Annotated in this window: 18 protein-coding genes; 14 read left to right on the top strand and 4 right to left on the bottom strand. The window is 64.4% G+C overall.

Going from position 1 to position 19,116, the window contains the following annotated elements; genetic code table 11:
• Positions 1–48 precede the first annotated feature (48 nt).
• The 3 genes from XH88_RS21285 to XH88_RS21275 are packed head-to-tail and all read left to right on the top strand — an operon-like array spanning position 49 to position 3,308.
• Positions 49–1,299 (top strand): Zn-dependent hydrolase, encoded by a 1,251-nt coding sequence (locus tag XH88_RS21285; RefSeq protein WP_271670196.1) that lies wholly within the window; start codon positions 49–51, stop codon positions 1,297–1,299.
• A 12-nt stretch (positions 1,300–1,311) separates the two neighbouring features.
• Entirely contained in the window at positions 1,312–2,223 is a 912-nt protein-coding gene (locus tag XH88_RS21280) for an NAD(P)-dependent oxidoreductase (protein ID WP_271670195.1), read from the top strand.
• Positions 2,224–2,234: 11 nt separating this feature from the next.
• Positions 2,235–3,308, top strand: coding sequence for a malate/lactate/ureidoglycolate dehydrogenase (locus XH88_RS21275; RefSeq protein ID WP_271670194.1), 1,074 nt, complete (start codon positions 2,235–2,237; stop codon positions 3,306–3,308).
• Between the two features lie 176 nt (positions 3,309–3,484).
• On the opposite strand, the gene XH88_RS21270 is transcribed toward XH88_RS21275, so the two are convergent.
• Positions 3,485–4,558, bottom strand: coding sequence for a tartrate dehydrogenase (locus XH88_RS21270; RefSeq protein ID WP_271670193.1), 1,074 nt, complete (start codon positions 4,556–4,558; stop codon positions 3,485–3,487).
• Between the two features lie 157 nt (positions 4,559–4,715).
• Between XH88_RS21270 and XH88_RS21265 the strand changes: the two genes are divergently transcribed.
• Both XH88_RS21265 and XH88_RS21260 read left to right on the top strand, forming a co-directional pair.
• Complete coding sequence (locus XH88_RS21265) at positions 4,716–5,492, top strand: SDR family oxidoreductase (RefSeq protein ID WP_271670192.1); 777 nt, start codon at positions 4,716–4,718, stop codon at positions 5,490–5,492.
• Positions 5,493–5,619: 127 nt separating this feature from the next.
• A complete protein-coding gene (locus tag XH88_RS21260) occupies positions 5,620–7,038 on the top strand; it encodes an amidase (protein WP_271670191.1) in 1,419 nt (472 codons plus the stop codon).
• A 63-nt stretch (positions 7,039–7,101) separates the two neighbouring features.
• On the opposite strand, the gene XH88_RS21255 is transcribed toward XH88_RS21260, so the two are convergent.
• Both XH88_RS21255 and XH88_RS21250 read right to left on the bottom strand, forming a co-directional pair.
• Complete coding sequence (locus tag XH88_RS21255) at positions 7,102–8,205, bottom strand: amino acid ABC transporter permease (RefSeq protein WP_271670190.1); 1,104 nt, start codon at positions 8,203–8,205, stop codon at positions 7,102–7,104.
• A 2-nt stretch (positions 8,206–8,207) separates the two neighbouring features.
• Positions 8,208–9,395: an amino acid ABC transporter permease gene (locus tag XH88_RS21250; RefSeq protein WP_271670189.1), complete on the bottom strand. Its 1,188-nt coding sequence runs from the start codon at positions 9,393–9,395 to the stop codon at positions 8,208–8,210.
• Positions 9,396–9,482: 87 nt separating this feature from the next.
• On the opposite strand from XH88_RS21250, the gene XH88_RS21245 reads away from it, so the two are divergent.
• The 4 genes from XH88_RS21245 (at position 9,483) to XH88_RS21230 (ending at position 13,550) form a co-directional block, all read left to right on the top strand.
• A complete protein-coding gene (locus XH88_RS21245) occupies positions 9,483–10,355 on the top strand; it encodes a MurR/RpiR family transcriptional regulator (protein ID WP_271670188.1) in 873 nt (290 codons plus the stop codon).
• A gap of 3 nt (positions 10,356–10,358) precedes the next feature.
• Positions 10,359–11,708 (top strand): aspartate aminotransferase family protein, encoded by a 1,350-nt coding sequence (locus XH88_RS21240; protein WP_271670187.1) that lies wholly within the window; start codon positions 10,359–10,361, stop codon positions 11,706–11,708.
• Between the two features lie 12 nt (positions 11,709–11,720).
• Positions 11,721–12,734 (top strand): amino acid ABC transporter substrate-binding protein, encoded by a 1,014-nt coding sequence (locus tag XH88_RS21235; protein ID WP_271670186.1) that lies wholly within the window; start codon positions 11,721–11,723, stop codon positions 12,732–12,734.
• Between the two features lie 177 nt (positions 12,735–12,911).
• Positions 12,912–13,550: an aspartate/glutamate racemase family protein gene (locus tag XH88_RS21230; protein ID WP_271670185.1), complete on the top strand. Its 639-nt coding sequence runs from the start codon at positions 12,912–12,914 to the stop codon at positions 13,548–13,550.
• Here the strand turns inward: XH88_RS21230 and XH88_RS21225 are convergent.
• On the bottom strand, positions 13,547–14,194 hold the full coding sequence (locus XH88_RS21225; RefSeq protein WP_271670184.1) for a TetR/AcrR family transcriptional regulator: 648 nt from the start codon (positions 14,192–14,194) through the stop codon (positions 13,547–13,549). The two genes, XH88_RS21230 and XH88_RS21225, sit on opposite strands and share 4 nt — an antisense overlap.
• 148 nt (positions 14,195–14,342) lie before the next feature.
• On the opposite strand from XH88_RS21225, the gene XH88_RS21220 reads away from it, so the two are divergent.
• From XH88_RS21220 to XH88_RS21200, 5 genes are read left to right on the top strand one after another with little or no spacing between them, the layout of a single operon-like run.
• On the top strand, positions 14,343–14,552 hold the full coding sequence (locus XH88_RS21220) for a ferredoxin (protein ID WP_007607931.1): 210 nt from the start codon (positions 14,343–14,345) through the stop codon (positions 14,550–14,552).
• 59 nt (positions 14,553–14,611) lie between these two features.
• Positions 14,612–15,835, top strand: a complete 1,224-nt coding sequence (locus XH88_RS21215) for a cytochrome P450 (RefSeq protein WP_271670183.1) — start codon at positions 14,612–14,614, stop codon at positions 15,833–15,835.
• Between the two features lie 29 nt (positions 15,836–15,864).
• Positions 15,865–17,187 carry an MFS transporter gene (locus XH88_RS21210; protein ID WP_271670182.1) on the top strand — a complete coding sequence of 441 codons (1,323 nt, stop codon included), beginning with the start codon at positions 15,865–15,867 and terminating at the stop codon, positions 17,185–17,187.
• An 18-nt stretch (positions 17,188–17,205) separates the two neighbouring features.
• The gene (locus tag XH88_RS21205; RefSeq protein WP_271670181.1) at positions 17,206–17,865 is read left to right on the top strand and encodes a sulfite oxidase-like oxidoreductase; all 660 of its coding nucleotides are present in this window, start codon (positions 17,206–17,208) and stop codon (positions 17,863–17,865) included.
• 25 nt (positions 17,866–17,890) lie between these two features.
• Entirely contained in the window at positions 17,891–19,114 is a 1,224-nt protein-coding gene (locus XH88_RS21200; protein WP_271670180.1) for a bifunctional alpha/beta hydrolase/OsmC family protein, read from the top strand.
• Positions 19,115–19,116 lie beyond the last annotated feature (2 nt).

The raw sequence follows: 19,116 nt of genomic DNA, 5'->3' as shown, positions 1-19,116 counted from the left end.
GCGATGCGACAGCATCGAACCCGGAACGACAACTGAGAGACCGACCGCATGAGCCGAGCCGCCACAAACCTGCAAATCGATTCCGCCCGCCTCTGGGGATCGATCCACGAGACCGCGCAGTTCGGCGGGACGGCCAAAGGTGGCGTAAGGCGATTGACGCTCAGCAGCGAAGACAAACAGGTTCGAGACTGGTTCCGAAAAGCCTGTGAGGAGGCTGGGCTTGAAGTGCATGTCGATGCCCTCGGCTCGCAATTCGGCCTGCGCAAGGGCCGAGACATGTCGAAGCTGCCTGTCGGCATCGGCTCGCACCTCGACACCCAACCGACCGGCGGCAAGTATGACGGCATCCTGGGAACGCTGGGCGCGCTCGAAGTGATCCGCACGCTGAACGACGCCGGCATCGAAACCGAAGCTCCGATCTGCGTCGTCAACTGGACCAACGAGGAAGGCTCACGCTTTGCGCCGGCGATGATGGCCTCCGCCGCTTACGTCGGCGACTTCACCACCGACGACATCCTGTCGCGCAAGGATATCGAGGGCACGACCGTCGGTCAGGCGCTCGATGCCATCGGCTATCGCGGCGACAAGCCGGTCGGCTTCCAGAAGCTCGGCTGCTTCGTCGAGCTGCACATCGAGCAAGGCCCGATCCTGGAGGCCGAGGGCAAGACCATCGGCGTCGTCGATTCCGGCCAGGGCGTGCTCTGGTACGATGGCAGGATTTCCGGCTTCGAGAGCCACGCCGGCTCGACGCCGATGCCGCTGCGGCGCGATGCGCTGGCGACGCTGTCCGAGATCGTACTGGCGATGGAGGCGATTGCCAAAAAGCACGGGCCGAACGCGGTCGGCACCATCGGCGAGGCCGTGATCGCGAACCCCTCGCGCAACGTCATTCCCGGCGAGATCGCCTTCACCATGGATTGCCGCAGCGCGGACGGCGCCATCATGGACGCGCTCGACCGCGACCTGCGCGCCGCGATTGCAGAGATCGCCGCGCGCCGCAAGGTCGAGGTCAAGATTGATCTCGTCTGGCGCAAGCCGCCGACGCACTTCGATCCGAAGCTGATTGCAGCGGTCGAGAACGCGGCCAAGACGCTCGGCTATTCCTCGCGTCGGATAACTTCCGGCGCCGGCCACGATGCCTGCAATCTCAACACCGTCATGCCGGCGGCCATGGTGTTCGTGCCGTGCAAGGACGGCATCAGCCACAACGAACTGGAAGATGCCACGCAGGGCGACTGCACCGCGGGCACCAACGTGCTGATGCACACCGTGCTGGCGATCGCCGGCGTCGTGTCCTGATCGGAGAGAGACATGCGCGGAGTTTTCGTCGACGCCAACGAAGCCCTTGCCGTGATCATGGAGCGGCTCGAGAAGCCAGGCGATCCCAGGATTCGGATCCACAGGGACCCCGACATCAAGCCCGAGCAGTATCCGGAAGTTCTCGACGGCGCCGAAATCGCGATCGTGGACCACACCGCACTGCCGACCGAGGTCGCCAAGAGGTGCACAGGCCTGAAGCACGTCGTATTCCTCGGCACCGGCGCGCGCAGCTACATGAACCCGGAGGAGCTCGCCGAGCTCGGCATCTCCGTGCACCTGATCAAGGGTTACGGCGACACCGCGGTGGCGGAAGCGGCGATTGCGCTGATGTGGGCCTCGGCCCGCGTCATCGCGATGATGGACCGCGAGATGCGCGCCGGAAACTGGCTGCGCGAGGACGGCATGCAGCTCACCGGCAAGACGCTCGGCCTGATCGGATTCGGCGGCATCGCCGCCGAGGTCGCGCGCATAGCCTCGGGCAGCGGCATGAAGGTGATTGCCTGGAACCGCTCGCCGAGGAGCCATCCAGGCGTGGAGTTCACCGATCTCGATACTCTGCTGGCGAAGAGCGACGTCGTGTCGCTACACCTGCTGCTCAATGACGAGACCCGCGGCATGGTCACGCGCGAGACAATCGCCAAGATGAAACCGGGCGTCGTCCTCATCAACACCGCGCGCGGCGCCATCGTTGACGAACAGGCAATGATCGACGCGCTGAAGTCCGGTCACATCCGCCACGCAGGCCTCGATGTCTTCAACATCGAGCCGTTGCCAGCCGACCATCCGCTGACGAAGATTCCGAACGTGACGCTGTCGGCGCATTCGGCGTTCCGCACGCCGGAAGCGAGCGTAAACCTCATTGAAGCAGCATGGGTCCATTGTCGCCGGATCGTGAAAGGATAAGAGCAACAACAATGGCCGACTATCGCACCGTCAAGGCAGAACCGCTCACCAACGCCATTCGCGCTATCGTCAAGGCCGGCGGCTCCTCGGACCGCGAAGCCGAGCTGGTGTCCACCAATCTCGTCGAGGCCAATCTGAGGGGACACGACTCTCACGGCGTCGGCATGATCCCGCGCTATGTCCAGAGCGTCGTGAATGGCGGCCTCGCCGTGAACCAGCACGTCAAGATTGTGCTCGACACGGGTCCGCTTCTCACCCTCGACGGCCTCACCGGCTACGGCCAGGTGATCGGCCATGAAGCGATGGAGCTGGCGGCCGAGCGCGCCAAGCGCAACGGCGTGTGCCTCGTCGGTCTTTCCAACTCGCACCATATCGGTCGCATCGGCCATTGGGCCGAGCAGTGCATCGATCACGGGCTGGTCTCGATCCACTTCGTCAACGTGATCTCGCGCCCGATCGTGGCGCCCTGGGGCGGCAGCGACGCGCGCCACGGCACCAACCCGTTCTGCGTCGGCATTCCGCGCAGGGACAAGGACCCCATCGTGCTCGACTTCGCCACCAGCAGGATCGCGCAAGGCAAGACCCGCGTCGCCCACAACAAGGGCGTCGAGCTCGAGCCCGGCACCATCATCGACAACGAAGGCAAGCCGACCACCAATCCGCGCTACACCGTGATCCCGCCGCACGGCGCCATCCTGCCGTTCGGCGAGCACAAGGGTTCAGGGCTCGCGCTGGTGTGCGAAATTCTCGGCGGCGCGCTCTCCGGCGGCCAGGTGGTCAAGGGCCCGTCCGACGGCAAGTACAACGTCCTCAACGGCATGCTTTCCATCGTCATCGATCCCGACAAGCTCGGCACCGGCGAGAACCTCGCGCGCGAGGTCGAGAGCTTCGTCGCCTGGCACACCGCCTCACCGCCCGCCCCCGGCGTCGATAAAGTCAGAATCGCCGGCGACCCCGAGCGCGAGACCAAGACGAAGCGGCTCGCCGAAGGCATTCCGGTCGATCCGACCACGTGGCAGGAGATTCTGGAGGCCGGCAAGAAGTTCGGGCTGGATCAGGCGGCAATCGAGACGATCGCGGGCTAATTGCGGGCCAGAGGCGCTCCTCTTCCCTTCTCCCCTTGTGGGAGAAGGTGGCGCGAAGCGCCGGATGAGGGGTTGTCGCCGCTTGCAAGACTGTCCGTTAGGATAGTCGCTCACCCGGCTCGCCGCTATCGCGGCGAGCCACCCTCTCCCACAAGGGGAGAGGGGAAGACCAACACCTAATCCACCATATCCGCGACCGCCTTGCCGCACGCCGTGGTATCGGCATTGCCGCCGAGATCCTTGGTGCGCAGCGTGCGTTCGGCGAGTGTGCGCTCGATGGCGTCGACGATCGACTTGCCGGCTTCCTTTTCACCGAGATGCTCGAGCATCATCGCGCCCGACCAGATCATGCCGATCGGGTTGGCGATGCCCTGCCCTGCGATGTCAGGGGCCGAGCCGTGCACCGGTTCGAACACTGAGGGGAAATCGCCCTCGGGATTGATGTTGCCTGAGGGCGCGATGCCGATGGTGCCGGTGCAGGCCGGACCGAGGTCGGACAGGATGTCGCCGAACAGGTTCGAGCCGACCACAACATCGAACCAGTCGGGATGCAGCACGAAATTCGCCGTGAGAATGTCGATGTGGTACTTGTCCCACTTCACGCCCGGAAACTTCTTGGCCATCGCCTCCACGCGCTCGTCCCAATAGGGCATCGTGATGGAGATGCCGTTCGACTTCGTCGCCGAGGTCAGATGCTTCTTCGGCCGCGACTGGGCGAGCTCGAAGGCGAATTTCAGGATGCGGTCGACGCCGGTGCGGGTCATCACCGTCTGCTGCGTCACGAACTCGCGGTCGGTGTCCGGGAACATGCGGCCGCCGACGGACGAATATTCACCTTCGGTGTTCTCGCGCACCACCCAGAAGTCGATATCGCCGGGCTTGCGGTTCGCGAGCGGCGACGGCACGCCGGGCATCAGGCGCACGGGCCGCAAATTCACGTATTGGTCGAACTCGCGACGGAACTTGATCAGCGAGCCCCACAGCGAGACGTGATCCGGAATTTTTGCCGGCCAGCCGACTGCGCCGAAATAGATCGCGTCGTGCTTGCCGATCTTCTCTTTCCAGTCGTCCGGCATCATCTGGCCGTGCTTCTCGTAATAGTCCCAGGACGAGAAGTCGAAATGATCGAACTGCAGGGATACGCCGTGCTTCTTCGCGGCTGCCTCCAGAACGCGCAGGCCTTCGGGCATCACTTCCTTGCCGATGCCGTCGCCGGGAATGACCGCGATCCGATATTGTTTCTTGCTCATCGAGAACGTCCCTGGTTGATCCGGCAGCCCGCCGCTTTTGACCGCACTGCAATGGACCAAAGTCGGCGGGAGTGCAACGCTGCACTGCAATGTTGACCATGGCGCGACCAAGCGCCTACTGATTTCATCCTTGTTCCTTTCTTGCGAGTACCATCTCATGGATCTGCATCTGCGCGGCAAGCGCGTTCTGATCACAGGCGCGTCCAAGGGTATTGGCGCCGCCGCCGCCGAGGCTTTTGCCGAGGAAGGCGCAAACCTCCTGCTCGCTGCGCGCAGCGGCGACCAGCTCAAGGCGCTGGCCGACCGCCTGCGGTCGGCGCACCAGATCGATGCTGCGACGAGTATCGTGGATCTGCGCAAGCCCGAGGACGTCGCGCGGCTCACCCGGGAAGCCGCCGACATCGACGTGCTCGTCAACAATGCCGGCGACATTCCCGGCGGCTCCATCGACAAGATCGACGAAGCGACCTGGCGGCACGCGTGGGAATTGAAGGTGTTCGGCTATATCAACCTCACGCGGCAGATCTACGCGCAGATGAAGGGGCGCGGCGGCGGCGTCATCGTCAACGATATCGGTGCAGCCGGCGAGAAGTTCGACGCCAACTACATTTGCGGCAGCGCCGGCAATGCCGCATTGATGGCCTTCACCCGCGCGCTCGGGGGAAAGAGCCTCGCCGACAACATCCGTGTGGTCGGCATCAATCCCGGCCCCGTTGGCACGGACCGTCACGTCACGCTGCTGAAGACGCGGGCCAAGCACCAGTTCGGCGACGAGAGCCGCTACAAGGAATTCCAGAAAGACCTGCCGCTCGGCCGCCCCGCGCATGCGCGCGAGATCGGCGACCTCATGGCCTTCCTTGCGTCGGATCGTGCCGGCTATACGTCCGGAGTGATCTACACGGTCGACGGCGGCATCAGCGCGGGGTGGGGTTAACTCCACCCTCGTCATTGCGAGCGAAGCGAAGCAATCCAGAAATGCATCCGCAGCAAAAAGTCTGGATTGCTTCGTCGCTTCGCTCCTCGCAATGACGGAGCCTAGAACAAGCATAGGAGTAACATAATTGTCTCAGGATCTGATCCGCGAAACCGCGTGCGCCGTGGTCGACAAGCTGCGGTCCGGCGACGTCTCGCCGCTCGAACTGCTGGACGTGCTGGAGAAGCGCATCAGTGAGGTGGACGGCAAGGTCAACGCGCTGCCGACGCTCTGCTTCGATCGTGCACGGGCCAGCGCGAAAGCGATGATGCAGAAGCCCGCCGGCGCGCGCGGGCTGCTCGCCGGCCTGCCGGTGCCGATCAAGGATCTGACCGATGTCGCGGGCGTGCTGAATACCCAGGGCTCACCGATCTTCAAGGACAACATTCCCGCGACGTCCGACCTCATGGTCGAGAACCTCGAGGCCAACGGCGCGGTGGTCTACGCAAAATCCAACACGCCCGAATTCGGCGCCGGCGCCAATACCTTCAACGAAGTGTTCGGCGCGACGCTCAATCCCTGGGATACGACCAAGTCTGCGGCCGGCTCCTCCGGCGGCGCCGCGGTGGCGCTCGCCACCGGCATGGCCTGGCTCGCGCAGGGCTCCGACATGGGCGGCTCCTTGCGCAGCCCCGCGGCCTTCTGCGGCATTGTCGGCATGCGGCCGAGCATCGGCCGCGTCGCGCATACCCCCAAATCGAGCATTGATCGCAATCTCGGCGTCGTCGGACCGATGGCCCGCAACGTCGAGGACCTCGCGCTGCTGTTGGACGCCATGAGCGGCGATTATGCAGACGATCCGCTGTCGCTGCCGGCGCCTGCGACCTCATTCCTGTCGGCGGCGCAATCGGGCAAGAAGCCGAAGAGCATCGCTTATTCGCCCGATCTCGGCATCACGCCTGTTGACCCCGAGGTGAAGGCGATCACGCGCAGGACCGCCGACCGTTTTGCGGAGGCCGGAGTGATCGTCGAGGAGGCGCATCCGGACTGGCGCCAGGCCCATGAATGCTTCCATGTGCTGCGCGCCTTCGACTTCGCGATCACCAAGGCCAATCTGCTGCGCACCAAGCGCGATCTGCTCAAGCCGGAAGTGATCTGGAACATCGAGGAAGGCCTCAAGCTCACCGTCGAGCAGCTCGCGCGCGCCGAGGCGCAGCGGGTCGGCATGACCGCACGCGCGATCGAGTTCTTCAAGACCTACGATCTGCTGCTGACGCCGACCACGATCGTGCCGCCCTTCCCGATCGAGCACCGCTATGTCGCCGAATGCGCGGGCAAGCGCTTCGACAATTACATCGAGTGGCTCGGCATCGTCTACGCCATCACGCTCGCCTGCTGCCCGTCGCTGTCGCTGCCCTGTGGCTTCACGGCCTCGGGCCTGCCGGTTGGCGTGCAGTTGGTCGGCGCGCCGCGCGCCGATGCACAGGTGATCGCAGGCGCGAAAGTGCTGGAGGACATTCTGGGCCTGCGCGGCCAGACGCCGATCGATCCCAGGGTGAAGGGGTAACTTCTCTCGTGCCCCGGACGCGGCGCAGCGCTATTGCGCTGCCCCTTGTCCGGGACACGAGAGTCACCTCCTGCTCCTCGCCTCCAGGCTGCGGCTATAGCGCGACATCGCAAAGCAGAAGACGAAATAGATCGCGGCGACGAAGATGTAGACCTCGACCGAGAATTGCTGCCAGGCCGGATCGATGATCGCGGTCTTCGCCGTCGTGAGCAGGTCGAAGATGCCGATGATCAACACCAGGCTGGTGTCCTTGAAGAATGCGATGAAGGTATTGACCAGCGGCGGAATGACGTGACGGATCGCCTGCGGCAGAACCACCAGCCGCTGCTTACGCCAGTAGGACAGTCCGAGCGCGTCGGCCGCCTCATATTGCCCACGCGGCACCGCCTGAAGGCCGCCGCGGATCACCTCGGCAAGATAAGCGCCCGCGAACAGGATGATCGCGATCTGTGCGCGCAGCAGCTTGTCGATGTTGAATCCGCTGGGCATGAACAGCGGAAACATCACGCTCGCCATGAACAGGAGACTGACCAGCGGCACGCCGCGGATCAGCTCGACATAGAGCACCGAGAGTGAACGGATCGCCGGCAGCTTTGAGCGCCGGCCGAGCGCGACCAGAATGCCGAGCGGGAAGCCGAACGCCAATCCGAACGTCGCCAGGATCAGGGTCACCGGCAATCCGCCCCAGCGGTCCTGCGAGACGAAGGAAAGCCCGAACAAACCGCCCCACATCAGCACGCTGATCAGCGCGAGCACGCCGATCCAGATGAGGCCAAGCTCGCGCCGCCACAGCGCGCGGCGGGTGGAGAGATAGAATAGCGCGATGAACAGCACGACGGACAGCGCGGGCCGCCATTGCTCATCAAACGGGTAAGTACCGAACAGGATGAAGCGGTACTTTTCAGGGATGATCGCCCAGCAGGCGCCAAGGCCACGCGCCGCCTTGCAGGCGCTGGAATCATTGGCCGGCGTGAGCCACACCGCGTTGGCGACGCCCCATTGCACGAAGCCGATCACGCCTTTCGCCAGCACAGCCAGCAAGACAAGCGTGAGGATGCCGTTGGGAATCGACGAGAACAGATTGGCGCGCAGCCAGCGCAGCACCGGGTTGCCGATCTGACGACGGCGAGCGCGCGGCACGTCCGGCATGTCGGTGATCGCCGTCATGCTCAACGCTCCGCCAGCGCGATGCGCGCATTGTACCAGTTCATGAAGAAGCTGATGGAGAGGCTGATGGTGAGGAAGACCGCCATGATCAGCGAGATCGCCTCGATCGCCTGTCCGGTCTGGTTCAGCGTGGTGTTGGCGATCGAGACCACGTCCTGGTAGCCGATCGCGACCGCGAGCGAGGAGTTCTTGGTCAGATTCAGATACTGGCTCGTCATCGGCGGCACGATCACGCGCAGTGCCTGCGGCAGGATGATCTGTCGCAGCATGAAGCTGCGGCGCAGGCCGAGCGCGCTGGCGGCATCCCACTGCCCGCGAGGCACCGACTGGATGCCACTGCGCACGATCTCGGCGATGAAGGCCGAGGTGTAGGTGACGAGCGCGATCAGAAGCGCGAAATATTCCGGCGCCAGCGTCAGCCCGCCGACGAAGTTGAACCCGCGCAACTGCGGCCATTCGATCTTCCAGGACACTCCGAGCAACAGCGACACCGCCGCCGGCAGCACGACGATGAGGCCGAGCGCAAAGGGCCAGGCAGGCCGCGGCTTGCCGTCGCGCATCTGCTGGGCGACCAGCCATCGCCGAATGGCAAAGAATGCAATGCAGCCCAGCACGGCCGTGCCGAGCACCCAGAGTTGCGGCGAGCCAATCGGGATCGCCGGCAGGATCAGGCCGCGATTGGAGAGGAACACGCCCTCGACCGGCCGCCACGCCGCGCGCGCGGCGGGCAGCGCCTGCATCAGCACGTACCAGAACAGCAATTGCAGCAGCAGCGGGATGTCGCGCAGGACTTCGACATAAACTGCGGCCAGCTGCGACAGCAGCCAATTGGCCGACAGTCGCGAGATCCCGATCAGCGTCCCCAGAATGGTCGCAAGCACGATGCCGATCACTGCGACCCGCAGCGTATTGGCGACGCCGACGACGAACGCCCAGAGGTAGCTGTCTCTCGGATTATACGTCAGCAGGCTGTCGGCGATCGGCATCCCGGCCTCTCGGCCGAGGAAAGCAAAGCCCGTGGTGATGCGGCGGGCCGAGAGGTTGGTGACGGTGTTGGACCAGAGGAAGAGAACGACGGCGATGGCGATGCCCACCACCAGGACCTGCCAGAACAGGCCCTTCAACTGGTTTGGGCCGAGCGCTCCGAAAAAGCTGAGGCGCGGCGGCGGCCTGCGAACATCTGAGGTCACAGCACAAAAATCCTTCCTAAAGACAGCGATTTCCGGCGGCGCGCATCAAGTGTTGCACCAAATTTCCATTCATGCAACAAATGTTTCATGGCCGAGCCCGCGAAATCCTCTCCTTTGAGCGAACTCCGCATCGCACTGCCCTCGCTGCCCCTGCGCTTGCAGGAGGTCGGACGTTTCGTCGCGGCCAACGATTACGACGCCACCACCCGTTCGATGCGCGATCTCGCTGCGGAAGCGGGTGCCGATCCCGCCGCGTTCACGCGCCTCGCGAAGGCGATCGGCTATTCCGGCTGGGACGAGTTGCGCGCCGCGCTGACCGAGGCTCGGCGACCGTCGCAGGCCGCGCCCTTTTCGGCGCGCGCGAAGGGCCGCCGCCACGGCCCGAACGCGGACGTCACCCTCATCACCGACAAGCTCGAAGCCGAGGCCGCCGGCTTGCCGCGCATCTCGGCTCACGCGATCGCGAACGCGGCTCGCAGCCTCCACGATGCACAACGGATCTGGATCGCCGGCTATCGCAGCTGTCGCAGCGTCGCGGAATTGCTCAACTACGAGCTCCGGCTGTTCCGCCCCGAACAGGTGCAGATCGTCGGCGCCTCCGGCCCCGACGATCTCGATCTCGGCGCGTTCCGACCTGGCGAGGCCGTGATCGTCATCGGCTTCATGCCCTATACAAATGCCAGCGTCCGCGTCGCACAGGCTGCCTATCGCGCCGGCGCGACGCTGATCGCGATCGCAGATAGCCTCGCCGCGCCGATGGCCGAAGGCGCCGATCACGTGTTGCTGTTCGAAGCAGCCTCCTCGCCGGGCTTCTTCCCGAGCCTTACCGGCGCGCTCGCGATTGCGCAGTCGCTGGCCGCGGTGACGTTCTCGCTCGGCGGCGCCGCCGCCAGGAAGCGCCTTCAGGACACTGAGGCCCGGCTCGCTGCGGCTTCCACCTACGTTTCAGAGAAAGGTTGACCCATGAGCACCCGCACCAGCCGCGTGCTTCATCGCTCATTGCGTGAGACGCCGCCGAAGGCGATCGGCGGCGAGGGCGTTTATCTCTTCGCCGAGGACGGGCGCCGCATCATCGATGCGTCCGGCGGCGCGGCGGTCTCCTGCCTCGGCCATCAGCACCCGCGCGTGATCGCGGCAATGGCGAAGCAGGCTTCGACCCTCGCCTATGCCCACACCGCCTTCTTCTCGTCCGAGCCGGCCGAGGCACTCGCGGAGGCTCTGGTCGGCCACGAGCCGGGCGGTCTTGCCTACGCGTATTTCGTCAGCGGCGGATCGGAAGCGATCGAAGCCAGCATCAAGCTGGCTCGGCAATATTTCCTCGAGCGCGGCGAGCCACAGCGGGAGCATTTCATTGCGCGGCGACAGAGCTATCATGGCAACACGCTCGGCGCGCTCGCCGCCGGCGGCAATGCCTGGCGCCGCGCGCCCTATGCACCGCTGCTCTCGACCGCTTTCAGCCATGTGACGCCGGCCTTTGCCTACCACGAGAAGCACGAAGGCGAATCCGATGCGCAGTTCGTGGCACGCCTCGCCGCGGAGCTCGAAGCCGAATTTCAGCGACTTGGCCCGAACACCGTGGCCGCTTTTCTCGCCGAACCCGTGGTCGGCGCCACCGCCGGCGCGGTGACCGCGCCGGACGGTTACTTCAAGGCGGTCCGCGAGATCTGCGACCGGCATGGCGCACTGCTCATCCTCGATGAGGTCATGTGCGGCATGGGCCGCACCGGCACCACGCATGCCTGGCAGCAGGAGGGTATCGCGCCGGACATTCAGGCCATCGCAAAGGGTCTCGGCGGCGGCTACCAGCCGATCGGGGCGATGCTTGCGAGCGGCAAGATCATCGATACCATCCGCTCAGGCTCGGGCGCGTTCCAGCACGGCCATACCTATCTCGCGCATCCGCTCGCCTGCGCGGCGGCGCTCGCGGTGCAGACCGTGATCCGCGAGGATCGCCTCCTCGACCGCGTCAGGGAACGTGGCAAGCAGCTCGAACAGCGGCTCACCGAACGCTTCGGCAATCACCGCCATGTCGGCGACATCAGGGGCCGCGGCCTGTTCTGGGCGATCGAACTCGTCGCCGATCGCGCCAGCCGCGCCTCGTTCGATCCGGCGCTCAAGCTTCATCAGAAGATCAAAGCGGAAGCCTTCGCCAACGGTCTCGGCTGCTATCCCGGCGGCGGCACCGTGGACGGCGTCCGCGGCGATCACGTGCTGCTGGCGCCGCCCTATATCGCGTCCGCTGACGAGATCGATCAGATCGTCGACAAGCTCGGCACGGCCGTCGACAACGTGTTGCGTAGTGTCAATCACTGAGGGGAGAGTAGCATGATGAGGAAAGTGGTTATCGCCGCGGGCGTACTCGCGGCATCGACGGTAATCGCGTCGGCGGCGACGCTCGACACGGTCAAGAGCCGCGGCACGCTGGTGTGCGGTGTCAGCGCCGGCTTTGCCGGCTTTTCGGCGCCGGACTCGCAAGGCAACTACAAGGGCCTCGACGTCGATTATTGCCGCGCACTGGCGGCCGGCGTGTTGGGAGATCCCAACAAGGTGCGCTACGTGGCGCTGACCGCGCAGAACCGTTTCACTGCGCTGCAATCCGGCGAGATCGACGTGCTCTACCGCAACTCGACGCAGACCTATTTGCGCGGCGTCACGCTTGGCCTGCGCCAAGGTCCGATCAACTTCTACGACGGCCAGGGCTTCGTCGTGAAGAAGGATCTCGGCGTGAAGGAGCTGAAGGACCTCAAAGGTGCCACTGTCTGCGTTGCGCAGGGCACCACGCACGAAGTTACACTGGGCGATTACGGCCGCGCCAATGGCATCGACTGGAAGCCGCTGGTGTTCGACCGCGTCGACACCATGTACCAGACTTTCTTCGGCGGCCGCTGCGATGCCATGACCCAGGACGCTTCCGCGCTCGCCGGCGCCGTTACCACGGCGGCGCCGAACCCGGCCGACTACGTCGTGCTGCCGCAGACCATCAGCAAGGAGCCGCTCGGGCCCTTCACCCGCAACGGTGACGAAGTCTGGAGCGACATCATCACCTGGCTGCACTACGGCCTGATCGAAGCCGAGGAGCTCGGCGTGACGCAAGCCAATGTCGACGAGATGACGAAGTCGCAGACCCCGGCGATCCAGCGGCTGCTGGGCAGCTCCGGCGATCTCGGCTCGCGGCTCGGGCTCGACAACAAATGGCTGGCCGCGGCGATCAAGGCCGCCGGCAATTACGGCGAGATCTACGAGCGCAACGTCGGCAAGGCGAGCCCGCTCAAGCTCGAGCGCGGCCTCAACGGCCTCTGGAGCAAGGGCGGCTTGATGTACGCCCTGCCGTTCAAGTAAACAGGGCTCGTGTCCCGGACGCGGTGCGGCGTGCAACGCTGCTCCGCAGAGCCGGGGCTCAGGAAGCCACGGCTTCTGACGCTCTGAGAGAATGGCCCCCGGCTCAGCGGCGCACCACTTCGTGCTGCGCTGCGTCGGGGGCACAAGACCCGGGTAACCACGTTCAATGACGCACCCATGCGCATCGCGCTGATCCACGCTCTCAAACACTCCATCGCGCCGATCGAGGCGGCATTTGCCCAAGCGTGGCCGGAGGCGCGGCTGATGAACCTGCTCGACGACAGCCTGTCGGCGGACCTCGCGCGCGAAGGCAGGCTCAACGAAGCGATGACCGACCGCTTTCTCGCGCTCGGCGACTATGCGGCAGCGACCGGAGCCAGTGCGATCCTGTTCACCTGCTCGGCCTTCGGTCCCTGCATCGAGGCGGTCGCTCGGGCGCACGCGCCGATGCCGGTGCTGAAGCCGAACGAGGCGATGATCGAACGGGCGGTGACAATGGGCAAGCGCATTGGCCTGCTTTCGACCTTCCCGCCGACACTGGTGTCGATGCCGCCGGAGTTTCCGGCTTCCGTCCAGATCATGCCGAAACTTGCCGACGGAGCGCTTGCCGCACTCGATCGCGGCGACCGCGCCACACACGATCGGTTGATTGTCGAGGCCGCACGCGATTTGTGCGACTGCGACGTCATCGCGCTCGCGCAGTTCAGTATCGCGGCAACGGCACCGCTGGTCGCGGAGGCCACAGGCCGGCCCGTCGTGACGACGCCGGACAGCGCGGTCGGGAAGCTGAAGCGCCTCCTGACAGCGACGACTTAGGCGCCGGCCTTCTTTTGGCGCTGCGCATCCTTGATCGCAACGGCGAGCGCGGCCTTCGTCTCGGTCACGAAATCCTCGACCAATTCCTCGCGCGTGGCGTGCGCCGCCTCACCGGTGAACAGACCCTGCTCGGCCAGCATCACCACGCCGTGCAGCGCCGCCCAGATCTTCAGGGCTTGCCGCTCGCGCAAGAAGCCGACCGCAGGCGCATCCAACGCTTCGATCACGAGCGCAAAGGTCTCGCGCGTGGCCTCGTGCAACTCGCTGCCCTTGGCCGCGCATGACACGGTCCGCGAGGCGAACATCAAACGATAGATGCCGTTGCGGCGCAGGCCAAAATCCAGCGTTGTCTGCGCCAGGCGCGAGAGCTTTGATTGCCTGGATGGCTTCGCCATCGCTTCGCGCAACATCGCGCTGAACTGCCGGAACGCTTCCGCCGTCACCGCGGCAAGCAGCGCCTCGCGGTCGGCGAAATGACGATAGGGCGCCGGCTGCGAAACACCGAGCTGCTTTGCCAGCGCCTTGATGCTGATCGCTTCGGCCCCGCCCTGCTCCGCCTCGCGCAGCGCAGCCTTGATCAGGGCGTCGCGGAGATCGCCATGGTGGTAGGTGTTCCCGGGCTTACGAGCAACTTGTGAACGCATGTCGCCGCGGAGCCTATAAGTTTGCGCTTGACAGGGGAAGCCTGACCCGAATGTAATAGCATATAACTTCGCGGCAGATGCCGCGGATAAAATCATATGGGGAACGCGCCGCCTTTCAGGCCGCGCGCATACGACCGAGGGAGCCGCCATGACAGAGCGACTGAGGGTTCACGTCGATCCCGACAAGTGCCAGGGCCACGCGCGCTGTAAGGCGCTCGCCCCGGAGCTGTTCGAGCTTGACGAATACGGCAACGCTCATGAAGCGGGCGACGGCACGGTTCCGCCCGGCCTTGAAGACAAGGCCTGGCTTGCGAAGTCCAATTGCCCGGAAATCGCGATCGATGTGATCGAGGAGTAGCGGCCCCCGTGCGCCCTCCGCGCGCCTTCAGCGAACACGAGCCAAGGGATTTTGTTGAGATGTCCGACGTCAGCCCGCCTGCCGCTCATCCGCCTGTGACCGACTGGGTCAACGACTTCGACCACACCGATCCACAATGGACAGAAGATCCGTTTCCGATCTGGGAAGAGCTGCGCGCCGCGAGCCCGGTCGTGCACACCGAGCGCTTCCTCGGCTGCTACATGCCGACGACTTATGAAGCGGTGCGTGAGATCGCCAACGACACCGAGCATTTCTCCTCGCGTCGCATTATCGTGCGCGACGTCCGGCCGGAGATCACCAGCAGGAATGCCGCCCCGCCCATCACATCCGATCCGCCTGCGCACAAGCCGGCCAAGCAATTGCTGCTGCCGCCGTTCACGCCGGATGCGATGAAGAAGCTCGAACCGCGGATGCGCGCGATCTGCAACGAACTGATCGACGGGTTCATCGCGGACGGCAAGGTCGACGCCGCCGCGCGCTATAGCAAATACATCCCGGTTCGTGCGATCGCGCACATGCTCGGTATTCCCGAGAGCGACAGCGATCTCTTCATCAAATGGATCCACATGATCCTCGAGCTCGGCATCAAGGACGAGAGCAAGCTGCTCCAGGCCGTGCAGGAGATGAGCGCCTATTTCGGCGCTCATATCGAGGCCCGCAAGGACAAGCCGACGGACGATCTGATCTCCTACCTGATGAACGCCAGGGACAAGGCGGGCAAGCCTCTGGAGGAGTCGCACGTGCTGGGTTCTCTGCGGTTGCTTCTGATCGCCGGCATCGACACCACGTGGAGCGCGATCGGTTCCTCGCTCTGGCATCTCGCCAGGACGCCTGTAGACCGCGAGCGGCTGATCGCCGAACCCGAGATGATGCCGACCGCCGTGGAGGAGCTGCTTCGCGCCTTTTCGCCTGTGACCATGGCGCGCGAGGTGGTCAAGGAGACCACGATTTCGGGCTGCCCGGTCAAGGCGGGCAACATGGTGCTGCTGTCCTTCCCGGCCGCGAATCGCGACCCAAAGATGTTCCCGGATGCTGACAAGGTCGTGATCGACCGCAGGGAGAATCGCCATGCCGCTTTTGGCCTCGGCATCCACCGCTGCGTCGGTTCCAACCTGGCGCGCATGGAGATGCAGGTCGCCCTCGAGGAGTGGCTGAAGCGGATCCCGGACTTCCGGCTTGATCCGGCGGGCACGGTGACCTGGTCACAGGGCACCGTGAGAGGTCCCCGCCAGTTGCCATTTCTGCTCGGAAAGGCGATGTAGGCCTTCCCAACATCAACAAGGGGCCGGACGTGTCAGAGCAAGCAACGCAACCGGCCTCCGACCAGATCGATCTCGCTGACGCCAAGCGGCGGATCAAGGCGATCTTCATCGGCTCGATCGGCAATCTCGTCGAGTGGTACGACTTCTACGCCTATACGGCGTTCGCGCTCTATTTCGCGCCGGCCTTCTTCCCCGGCAACGACCCCGTCGTCCAGCAATTGAACGCTGCCGTGGTGTTCGCGGCGACCTTCCTGATGCGCCCGCTGGGCGGCTGGTTCTTCGGCTATCTCGCCGACCATTTCGGCCGCCGCATCTCGCTGACCCTGTCGGTCGTGTTCATGTGCTTCGGCTCGCTGATCATCGCGCTGACGCCGGCCTATGCCACGATCGGCTTTGCCGCGCCAGTGATCCTGGCGCTCGCCCGGGTGATCGAAGGCTTGAGCCTTGGCGGCGAATACGGTGCAAGCGCCACCTATCTCAGCGAAGTCGCCGATCCCCGGCATCGTGGCTTTTATTCCAGCTTTCAATACGTCACGCTGATCGGCGGCCAGCTCACCGCGATCATTGTGCTTTTGCTGCTGCAAAAAGTCTTCCTGACGCCCGACGAACTCAAGGCCTGGGGCTGGCGGATCCCGTTCGCGATCGGCGCTGCCCTTGCGATCTTTGCCGCCGTGATGCGACGGGACCTGCATGAAACGGAGGCGTTCGAGCAAGCCAAGAAGGTGGTGAAGCCGACCGGCTCGATAACCAATCTGCTGCGTTATCCGCGCGAACTGCTGCTGGTGGTCGGCCTCACCGCCGGCGGCACCGCGGCATTCTACACCTTCACCACTTATATGCAGACCTTCGTCAAGCTCTCTGTAGGCCTGACGGCGGACCAGTCCACATTGGTGATCTTTGGCACGCTGATATTCGCGACCATCCTCCAGCCGATCTATGGCGCGATCTCCGACAAGATTGGGCGCAAGCCACTGCTTATTTTCTTCGGCGTCGCAGGCACGCTCGCGACCGTACCGCTGCTGATGACGCTGAAGGAGACCAAGTCGCCTTTCATGGCCTTTCTGCTGATCTGCGCCGCCTGGCTGTTCGTCGCGGGTTACACCTCGATCAACGCGGTGGTGAAGGCCGAGCTGTTTCCGACCAATGTCCGCGCCCTCGGCGTCGGCCTGCCCTATGCGATCACGGTCTCGATCTTCGGCGGCACGGCACCGGCCATTGCGCTTTATTTCAAGACCATCGGGCACGAGGAATGGTTCTATTACTATCTTGCCGGAATCATCTGCCTGTCGCTGATCATCTATTCCAGCATGCGCGACACCAAGCATGCCTCGGCGATGCATCGCCACGAGTAGCCCATTTACGAGTAGACCATGGCCGACGAAACGCCATCCGACAGCAAGCTGACGCGCACCAAGGAGAAGTGGGCACGCGAAGGCCGGTTCCTCACCGGCAAGCTCACGCGCCCGGAGGATCAGCGCCTGCCACCGGGCCAGCATCTCACCAAGGACTGGCCGGTGCTCGATCTCGGCGTCATGCCGCCCGTCTCGCGCGAGCGCTGGCGGCTCGACGTCTACGGCGCGATCGAGAAGCCGGTGTTCTGGACCTTTGCCGAATTCGCCGCACAGAAGCAGGACCAGTTCACCTCCGATATCCATTGCGTCACGACCTGGTCGCGTTACGACAATGAATGGGAAGGGCTTGCGACGCGCGAGCTGCTCGCGGTCTGCCAGCCCCGGGAAGCTGCGCGCTTCGTCGTGCTGCATTCCTACGATGGCTACACCACCAACCTTGCGCTGGAAGACTTTGCCGCCGAAGACGCGCTGCTCGCCCATAGCTGGTCGGGCCAGCCCTTGTCGGATGAGCATGGCGGCCCGGTGCGGCTCGTCGTGCCACATCTGTATTTCTGGAAGAGCGCCAAATGGCTGCAGGCCATCGAGTTCCTGACCGAAGATGCGCCTGGCTTCTGGGAAGTCCGCGGCTATCATAACCGCGGTGATCCCTGGGCCGAGCAACGCTATTCAGGCGATTAGATCCAGCTAACAAAGGGGGACGCCCATGCCGACCGAACGCTTTCAATTCACCGGCGAGGGCGGCCATCAGCTCGCGGCTGCGTTGGAGCTGCCGGACGGTGAGCCCGCAGCTTACGCGCTGTTCGCGCACTGTTTCACCTGCGGCAAGGATACCCTGGCCGCGAAACGGATCGCGGTTGCGCTTGCTGCCAGGGGCATTGCTGTGCTGCGCTTCGACTTCACCGGACTGGGCTCGAGTGAAGGCGATTTCGCCAATTCGACGTTCTCCTCCAATGTCGCCGATCTCGTGCGCGCTGCCGACCATCTGCGCGCAACGCGCAAGGCACCGTCGGTCCTGATCGGCCATAGCCTCGGCGGCGCCGCGATTCTGGCGGCGGCCGGACAAGTTCCGGAGGCCAAGGCTGTTGCGACCATTGCGGCGCCTTCCGATCCCGCGCACGTCACCGGCCTCTTCAAGGAACATCTCGATGACATCCGCGCCCAGGGAGAGGTCGAGGTCTCGCTCGCGGGGCGGCCATTCCGGATCAGGCGCGAATTCCTCGAGGACGTCGCCGAGCACGAGCTGATGAAGGACATCGCAGGCCTGCATAAGGCGCTGCTGATCATGCACTCGCCGGTCGACGACACCGTCGGCATCGACAATGCAACGAAGATCTTCGTTGCGGCCAGACACCCCAAGAGCTTCGTCTCGCTCGACCACGCCGATCATCTGTTGACCAAACCAACCGACGCACTCTACGCGGCCGATCTGATCGCCGCCTGGGCAAGCCGTTACATCGATACGGCAAGTCCTGCGAGGGCGGTGGACCTTCCAGAGGAAGCGCGCAAAGTGGTGGTGCAGGAGACCCGCAAGAGCAAGTTCAATCAGACCATCACCGTCGGGCCGCATCATCTCGTGGCGGACGAGCCGAAGGCGGCCGGCGGCGATGATGCCGGTCCTGGTCCCTATGACTTCCTGCTGGCAGGTCTCGGCGCCTGCACTTCCATGACCATGCGCCTCTATGCCGACCGCAAGTCGCTGCCGCTCGATCGCGTCACGGTTACGCTGAAGCATTCGAAGATCTACGCCAAGGACTGCGCGGAGTGCGAGACGCGCGATGGTATGCTCGACCAGATCGAGCGCGATATCGCGATGGAAGGTAGCCTGGATGCCGAGCAGCGCAGGAAGCTGATGGAGATCGCGGACAAGTGCCCCGTGCACCGGACGCTGACTTCGGAGATCCGTATCGTGACCAAGGCCGCGGACTAGCG

The organism is Bradyrhizobium sp. CCBAU 51627 (assembly GCF_028128765.1).
Taxonomy (GTDB): Bacteria; Pseudomonadota; Alphaproteobacteria; order Rhizobiales; family Xanthobacteraceae; genus Bradyrhizobium.
This window is presented reverse-complemented; position numbering and strand designations above follow the sequence as displayed.